We start from the raw sequence: 7,583 nt of genomic DNA on the forward strand, positions 1-7,583 counted from the left end.
CTAGCAGGAACGGACCGGCGACATTCGCTCCCATCATGGCGTTCCAGTTGCTCTCCGACATCTCGGCCAGCATCTCTACCGGCTGTTGGCCCGCATTGTTGACCAGGATATCGACGCCACCGAAATGGGAAATCGCCTCCGCGACAAGATTGGCGGAGTCCGTACCAGACGAGATGTCGGCTTGGCAGGCGACAGCCTGGCGACCAGCCGACCGGATGGCCTCGGCAACCGTTTCGGCGGCCTGCCGGTTGCTGTTGTAGTGACAGACGACACTGGCTCCGGCCTCACCGAAAAGCAGGGTGATGCCAGCCCCGATGCCGCCGCTCGCACCGGTCACGATGGCGGTTTTACCAGAAAGGTCGAGAAGCGAAGCGACAGGTGGTGCTGCGGTCATCTCGATATTCAACGCGAGTGCGCCGGCAGGGCCGGCAGCAGTTCCTTCAGGATGGCGGTGATCTTCACGCCGCAGATCGCGGCGGCGGCGAACACCGACTCGATCGTGTCCGGTTGCTGGTCGGGACCGCCCGTCGCGGCATTCGCTACTGCCGAGAGCCCGAGCACCTTCATTCCGGCGTGGTTCGCGGCGATCACTTCCATCACGGTCGACATGCCGACGGCATCGCCACCTGCCGAGCGGAAGAACCTTCGCTCGGCCGACGTCTCCAGTTCGGGTCCATTGACACCGCAATAGATGCCGTGGCGAATGGCGGTTTTTGCACGCGCAGCAGCATCGACGGCAAGCTGCCGAAGGCCAGGATCGTAAAGACGCGACTGGTCGGGAAAGCGCAGTCCGATCTCGTCATCATTGGCGCCGATCAACGGGCTCGACCCCGTGAAATTCAGGTGGTCTTCGATCAGCATGACGTCGCCGGCATCGAAATCGGCATTGAGTCCTCCCGATGCGTTTGTGACAACCAATACACCCGCACCAAGCCGCTGCAGCAGGTAGACGGCGAGCCCGATGTCGCGCGGCGTCCAGCCCTCATAGAGATGCAGACGCCCCTGCATCATCACGACGCGGCGCGAGAACAGCGTGCCGATGACCAGCTGGCCCTTGTGCCCGGGTGCGGTCGAGACCGGTAAGCCGTCGATCTCGCCATAGGCGATGATAGTCGCGTCGGTGACCGCATCGGCGAGCTGGCCGAGTCCGGAGCCCAGCGTGATGGCGAGGTCACATGGTGGACCGGCGCGGTTGCGGATCGATGCATGGGCGCGTTCGAGGCGCGCGAGTTGGCTTTCGGGCATGGGCTTTCCTTATGCGATGCTGGCGGCGATTTTTGGGAGCGAGGCGTTCGACGGCAGCGATGGTTCCGCCGATGTCGTGGCGGGTAAGCACGCCGTCCCGCACCACCTGCTCGCCGCCGACGAAGACCTGGCGTACATCGGACTTGGCCGTCGAATAGACGAGGTGGGTCACGGGGTCGAAGATCGGCACGGCGTGCGGACGCTTCAGGTCGATCAGGATAATGTCGGCGAATTTTCCCGGCTCCAGGCTGCCGATGCGCTCGGCGGCGCCAAGCGCTTTTGCGCCCGCCGTTGTCAGCATGGCCAGCTCCTGGGTGGTGGTAACGACCTCCGGCCGGCCGCTGACGCCCTTGTGCAGCGTCGCGGCAAGCCGCAGCGCCATCCACATGTCGAGGTCGTTGCCGCTGATTGCGCCGTGGGTGCCCAGCGCTACGTTTACACCGGCATCGAGCATATCGGGAATGCGCGCAACGCCAGAGGCGAGCTTCAAATTCGACATCGGGTTGTGGGCTACGGACGTACCTGTGCGGGCGAGGATTTCGATCTCCCCGTCGTCGAGGTGAACGCAGTGGGCGAGCACCGTGCGCTCGTCGAGCAGGCCGAGATGATCGAGGTGGCGAATGATCGAGCGGCCGTAGCGGCCGGTCACGTCCGCCTGCTCGGCTCTGGTTTCGGCGGCATGGGTGGAGAACAGCGCCGTGGCGCTCTGCGATGGCTTTCGCCGTCCGGAGGTTCTCCGGCGCGACGGTGTAGGCGCCATGCGGCATGATCGACGGGAAGACATCGTCGGAAGCGCCGAACTCGTCGAAGAAATCTTCAGCAGTCGCGATGCGACCGGCGAGATTGTGGCCGGTGACGCCCGGTGGATCGAAGAAGATACCGCCGGTGGCGACACGAATGCCGACCGTGCGGGCCGCCCGAACCGTCTCGGCAGGATACCAGAACATGTCCATCACACCCATGACGCCCGACAGCAGCAGTTCGGCAAAGCCGAGCACGCTGCCGAGCCGCGATGTATCGGCGTTGAGGATCGCGCCTTCCGCCTTCCACACAGTCTGCAGCCAAGGCTCCAGCGCAAAATTCTCGACCAGCCCACGGAACAGGCTGTCTGCGGCGTGGCAATGCGTGTTGACGATGCCCGGCATCAGGATATGGCCGGAACCATCCACCACGCGCTTTGCATTCGCGGCGAGCGGCGCGAGGTCGGCGGAGGAAGCGACGGATACGATGCGGCCGTTCTCGACTGCCACGCCGCCGTCGGCAATCACCGTGCCGTCCGCATCGCACGTCACGACTGTCGCATTGCTGATGACGAGATCCATCCCTTCCCCGCTAGACCGATTGCCTGCGCCGCCACCATGACAAGCCGACCAGCACGACGAGCGTTGCCAGATACGGCATCATGTCGGTGAACTGCTGCGGCAGGCCGAACCCCTGGACGCGGAAGGACAGGCTGTCGACCATGCCGAAGACGACGGCGATGAGGAACAGCGGCAGCGGCCGCCCGCGCGACAGAAGCACGGCCACGACGGCGATCCAGCCACGCCCGGCGCTCATGTTTTCGACGAACAGATTGACGTTGGCGATCGAGAGCTGCGCACCGGCCAGGCCACAGAACGCGCCGCAACCGATCAGCGCCCAGAGCTGCACACGGCTTGGGCTGACGCCGCCGGCCTCAAGGGCTGCCGGATTCTCGCCCGCCGCGCGCATGCGCAGGCCAAGCCGATGGCGCGCGAAAAAGACGTGCAGCGCCGGCACCGCGATGATCGCGACATAAAACAGGATCGACTGGCCGCTGAGCAGCCGTCCGACGTAGGGGATCGAGGCGACAAGGGGGATGTGGACAGGTTCGAAACCGGCGATTGCCGGATCGTTGAAGGCGCCCGTGACATGGAAGATCGCGCGCAGCAGGAACGCCGTCAGGCCAGCCGCCAGGATGTTGACCGCGATCGACACGACGATCGGGTCGCCGCCGCGCCTGAGATTGAATTCGGCAAACACCAGCCCCATCGCAATGCCGGCAAGCATCGCGGCCAGCGCGCCAAGATATGGCGAACCGGAGAAATAAGCGCCGAGGACAGCGGCGAATGCGCCGGTCAGCATGAAGCCCTCGAGCGCGATGTTGAAGACGCCGGCACGTTCGCACAGCGCTCCACCGAGGGCTGCGAGCAGGATCGGCGTGACGAAGCGCGGCACGGAGGCTGCAAACGAGCTGTCGAACAGGAGCTCAAGCATCGCCGCCTCCACTGGCCTTGCGGCCCGAGGAGGCCAGCAGCGCGCCCGAGACGCGGCTGGCGACGAAGAGGATGATGACCGCCTGCATGACCAGCGCGATTTCCTTCGGCACGTCCGCCGTCCGCTCCATGCCGGCGGCACCCGTCTGGATCGCTGCGAAAAAGAACCCCGACAGCGGCACCAGCCACGGGATCATGCCGACCAGCAGTACGGCGATGATGCCCGTCCAGGCGTAGAGCGGCTGCACGAGCATGCCGTCGATATAGCGGTGGTGGATGCCGAACACGGCGATTGCGCCAACGAGGCCGGCAATCGCGCCGCTCATCGCCAGCGTCTGCAATGCGAGCTTGTTGACCGGCAGGCCGACGGCCCGGGCGAAGTCGGGCGAAAGCCCGTTCAGCCGGGCGTGATAGCCGTGCACTGTCGTGTGGCTGTAGATGATCGCAAAAACGCTCGCCACGGCAATGAAGAGGATGCCGATGTCGAGACGCGTGCCGGGGAAATAGGGCAGCCACGTCGCCTGCGGCACGAGATGCGACTGCACCATGCCCGACTGAACGTCGCGAAATGGGTGGGCGACGAGATAGGAGCCGATGTAGCGGATCGGATAATTCAGCAGCAGCGAGCCGACCAGCAACGGCACGCCGAGATAAAGCTGCAGCACGCCCGACAACAGCGCCCAGAGCGCGCCGGCGGCCATGGCGGCGAAGATTGACAGGAAAAGCACGACGAGCGGCGGGCCGGGCAGCATTATCGCGACCAGCGCGGCGACGAGGCCGCCGGCCACAAGCTGCCCCTCGCCTCCGATGTTGAACAGCCCGGCGCGGAAGGACAGCATTACCGAGATCGCCATGCCGACGATCAGCGCGGTGCGGCTGAGCGTGGTCAAAAGGTAGGAGAATCGGCGCCCGCCGAAGGCGCCGTCGACGAATCCGGAGAGCGCTTCTCCGAACGGCGCGCCGGCCAGCACCATCAATACGAATAGCACCACGGCGATCGAGGCGGCGGCGCCCACCCAAGAGGTCAATTCGCCGCGCAGGAGGCCCTTCAGTCCGGAGTTCATGCGACCTCCGGCAGCGCGTCTACCGCGCGCGAGGTCATCATTTCGCCGATGCGCTCGCGGCTGGCCTCGTCGCGCGCCACCTCGCCGGCGAGCCGGCCGGCATACATGACCAGGATGCGGTCCGACAGCGCCAGGATCTCGTCGAGTTCGGTCGAGACGAGCAGCACGGCGTGTCCCTCGTCGCGCATGCGCATGAGTTCTCCATGGATGAAGTCGATCGCGCCGATGTCGACGCCCCAGGTAGGGTTCTCGGCGATGACCAAAGGCGTCGCGCGCGCGAGTTCGCGGCCGACTACGAGCTTCTGCTTGTTGCCGCCGGACATGGTGGACGCCCGAGCTGAAGCCCCGCCCACCCGGATGCGGTAGCGCTCGATCAGCGAACGGGCAAAACGCGTCATGGCCGCGCGGTTGAGGAAAGGCCCGCGCGAAAAGGCGGCGCGGTCGTCGCGTCCGGCATTGGCGTTTTCGGCGACGGTCGCGCCGAGCGCCAGGCCGACGCGCTGGCGATCCTCGGGAATGTAGCTCATCCCGGCCTGCCGCCTGCGCTCGACGTCGAGCGCCTCGATGCGGACGCCGCAAAGCGTGATTGCACCTGAGATCGAAGGCCTCAAACCGGTCAGCGCCTGCACCAGTTCGGCCTGGCCATTGCCGCTGACCCCGGCGATGCCCACGATCTCGCCCGCGCGCATAGAAAGCGTGATCGGGCCGACAGCCATGCCGCGCCCGGCCGCGACGAGCTTGTCGACCGAAAGCACCACCTCGCCGGGCGCACGCGGCCGGCGTTGCCGTGCGGCCGGCAGTTCGCCGCCGATGATGCCGCGCGCAATCTCTTCCTTCGAAGTTTCGGCACGCCGACCCGATGCGATGAGCCGGCCGCCACGCATGACGCTGACCCTGTCGGCGATCTCCATGACCTCGTCCAGTTTGTGTGTGATGAGCACGATCGCCTTGCCGGCGGCGCGAAAGCTTTTGAGAATTGCGAACAGCCGATCCTTCTCCTGAGGGGTGAGCACCGAGGTCGGCTCGTCGAGAATCAGCACCTCGGCTTCGCAGTAGAGTACCTTCAGGATTTCGACCACCTGCCGCTCGCCGACCGATAGGTCGCCGACCACGCGGTCAAGGCCTATTACGATGCCGTGACTATCAGCGCTTTCCTTTAGCCGGCGGTGCGCGGCGGCGAAATCGACGAAGCCGAAGCGGCCGACCGGCTCGGAGCAGAGCACGATGTTTTCGAGCACGGTCATTTCTTCCTGCAGCATGAAATGCTGGTGCACCATGCCGAGGCCGGCTGCGATCGCGCCTCGCGGCGAAGTCCAGCGCCGGACAGTGCCGTCGATGCTGATCGCGCCTGCCGCCGGCTCGACCAATCCGAACAGTGCGTTCATCAGCGTCGACTTGCCGGCGCCGTTCTCGCCGACGATGGCATGGATTTCGCCCGGCGTAATGGCCAGCGAGACGTCGTCTACGGCGGTCAGCGCACCGAAGCGCACGGTGATGCCGGAAAGGGCGACATGCATCAGGAAATCTTCCGGAATCAGAAACGAAGCCCGCCGCACGCGCGGTGAGCGTGCGATGTCGTCACTTGGCGAACATCGGGTCTTCGAGTTTCAGCGAGCCGTCCTCGATGCTTTTCGCGACGCTGCGCACCTTCTCGACCACTTCGGGGTGCTTGGCGATCTCGCACTGGCTCGTGGCGAGAGCGGCATCGTCCAGCGCCATTGCACCCATGCCGCCTTCCTTGAGACCAAGCGAGACCATCGTCTTCTTCTCGCCCTTCTCGATCGCGCCGACGGCTTCCACCATCGCGGTGTCGACCCGCTTCAGCGTCATGTCGATTATGTGGCCAGGCAATTCAGGGCAATGGTTCACGTCGACCGAGAATACTTTGAAATTATTCTCCTTGGCAGCCTCGAACACGCCGTAGTCGCCACCGGAGGTCGCGGTGAAGATCAGGTCGGAGCCCGCCGCATGCATGGCGACTGCCTGCTCCTTGGCGCGCACCGGATCGGCGAACGGGTTCTCGCCGCCGACCCAACGGATATCGACGCTGACGTCCGGCGCGACGGATTTCACACCCTGCGCATAGCCGTCGGTATAGCGGTGCAGGAAGGGGATATCGAGCGCGCCGACGACGCCGACCTTCTTCGATTCGGTCAGCATGCCGGCGGCGACGCCCATCAGGTAGCTCGCCTCGTACTCGCGGAAAACGGCGCAATGCACATTGTCCGGGCGCTCGTCTATGCACTGGTCGACGATCAGGAACTGCGTGTCCGGCGCGGTCGGAGCGACCTCCTTGACGATGTCGTTGAACTCGAAACCGAGCAGCACGACGACGTTTGCGCCTTCGTTGATCGCGGCGTTGACGTTATCCAGCCGTTCTGCCGCGGTCTTGCTCTCATAGGTCTTCACATCGGCGCCGTATTCCTTGCCCGCCGCCTCGATGCCGGTCTTGCCCATCTGCAGGAATGCATTGACGCCGATAGCGTCGGGCGAAACATAGACGAACAGCTTGTCCGCCGCCTGAGCATTCGTCGCAAGCGCTGCAACGCCGAGCGCGCCGGCAGCGAGACATCTCTTCAGAAAACCCATCGTCATTTTCTCCCTCTCGTGGCTGATGTACGGCGCGGCAACGAACCTGCACTGGCACAATACCCATCATTCCGGCGCGATCTGGTTGAGATGGCAACCGGCATCGAGGCGGAACCGTCTCCTGCGGGGCCTCGAAGCGAGAGCCTTTGACAGATATCAAAGCGCTTCCTAACACTTGTCAACGTGGTTCGCATTTGTCGAGACGGTCAGGCGGGGTCGGGACGTCGGCGCAGTTTTTCATACCAAGGAGCGATCGGGCGGAATTCTGGACCGAGGAGCGCTGCTACATCACCGAGCTGCACAGTTGCGACCAGTCGCCCGAAGCGTCGCTGGCGCTCGCCCGCGTCGAGCCGGGCGTGATTACCCAGTTGCACCGTCTCGACTACATCTCCGAACGCTACATCGTGCGCAAGGGCGAAAGCACTGGAGGTCACGGCAGTCTCCGCAGTCT

7 protein-coding genes and 1 pseudogene are annotated in these 7,583 nt (G+C 64.8%); 1 reads left to right on the forward strand and 7 read right to left on the reverse strand.

Translation table 11 applies throughout. From position 1 onward, the window contains the following. From G6N73_RS33800 to G6N73_RS33830, 7 genes and pseudogenes are all read right to left on the reverse strand, one after another. A partial coding sequence (locus G6N73_RS33800; RefSeq protein WP_165034259.1) for an SDR family NAD(P)-dependent oxidoreductase occupies positions 1-394 on the reverse strand: 394 nt, incomplete at its 3' end. Positions 395-402: 8 nt separating this feature from the next. Beyond that, on the reverse strand, positions 403-1,245 hold the full coding sequence (locus tag G6N73_RS33805) for a purine-nucleoside phosphorylase (RefSeq protein ID WP_165034260.1): 843 nt from the start codon (positions 1,243-1,245) through the stop codon (positions 403-405). Beyond that, a pseudogene (locus tag G6N73_RS38925) lies at positions 1,172-2,567 on the reverse strand (amidohydrolase). Before G6N73_RS38925 ends, G6N73_RS33805 begins: the two are co-directional and overlap by 74 nt. A gap of 10 nt (positions 2,568-2,577) precedes the next feature. Next, positions 2,578-3,480, reverse strand: coding sequence for an ABC transporter permease (locus tag G6N73_RS33815; RefSeq protein WP_165034261.1), 903 nt, complete (start codon positions 3,478-3,480; stop codon positions 2,578-2,580). Continuing rightward, complete coding sequence (locus G6N73_RS33820; RefSeq protein WP_165034262.1) at positions 3,473-4,543, reverse strand: ABC transporter permease; 1,071 nt, start codon at positions 4,541-4,543, stop codon at positions 3,473-3,475. The genes G6N73_RS33815 and G6N73_RS33820 overlap by 8 nt, the downstream gene beginning before the upstream one ends. Further along, positions 4,540-6,060: an ABC transporter ATP-binding protein gene (locus tag G6N73_RS33825; protein WP_165034263.1), complete on the reverse strand. Its 1,521-nt coding sequence runs from the start codon at positions 6,058-6,060 to the stop codon at positions 4,540-4,542. The genes G6N73_RS33820 and G6N73_RS33825 overlap by 4 nt, the downstream gene beginning before the upstream one ends. A gap of 61 nt (positions 6,061-6,121) precedes the next feature. Continuing rightward, positions 6,122-7,138, reverse strand: coding sequence for a BMP family ABC transporter substrate-binding protein (locus G6N73_RS33830; protein ID WP_246252789.1), 1,017 nt, complete (start codon positions 7,136-7,138; stop codon positions 6,122-6,124). 188 nt (positions 7,139-7,326) lie between these two features. Between G6N73_RS33830 and G6N73_RS33835 the strand changes: the two genes are divergently transcribed. Beyond that, a partial coding sequence (locus G6N73_RS33835; protein WP_484477020.1) for a cupin domain-containing protein occupies positions 7,327-7,583 on the forward strand: 257 nt, incomplete at its 3' end.

The organism is Allomesorhizobium camelthorni, from assembly GCF_011045125.1.
In the GTDB taxonomy this organism is placed as follows: domain Bacteria; phylum Pseudomonadota; class Alphaproteobacteria; order Rhizobiales; family Rhizobiaceae; genus Allomesorhizobium; species Allomesorhizobium camelthorni.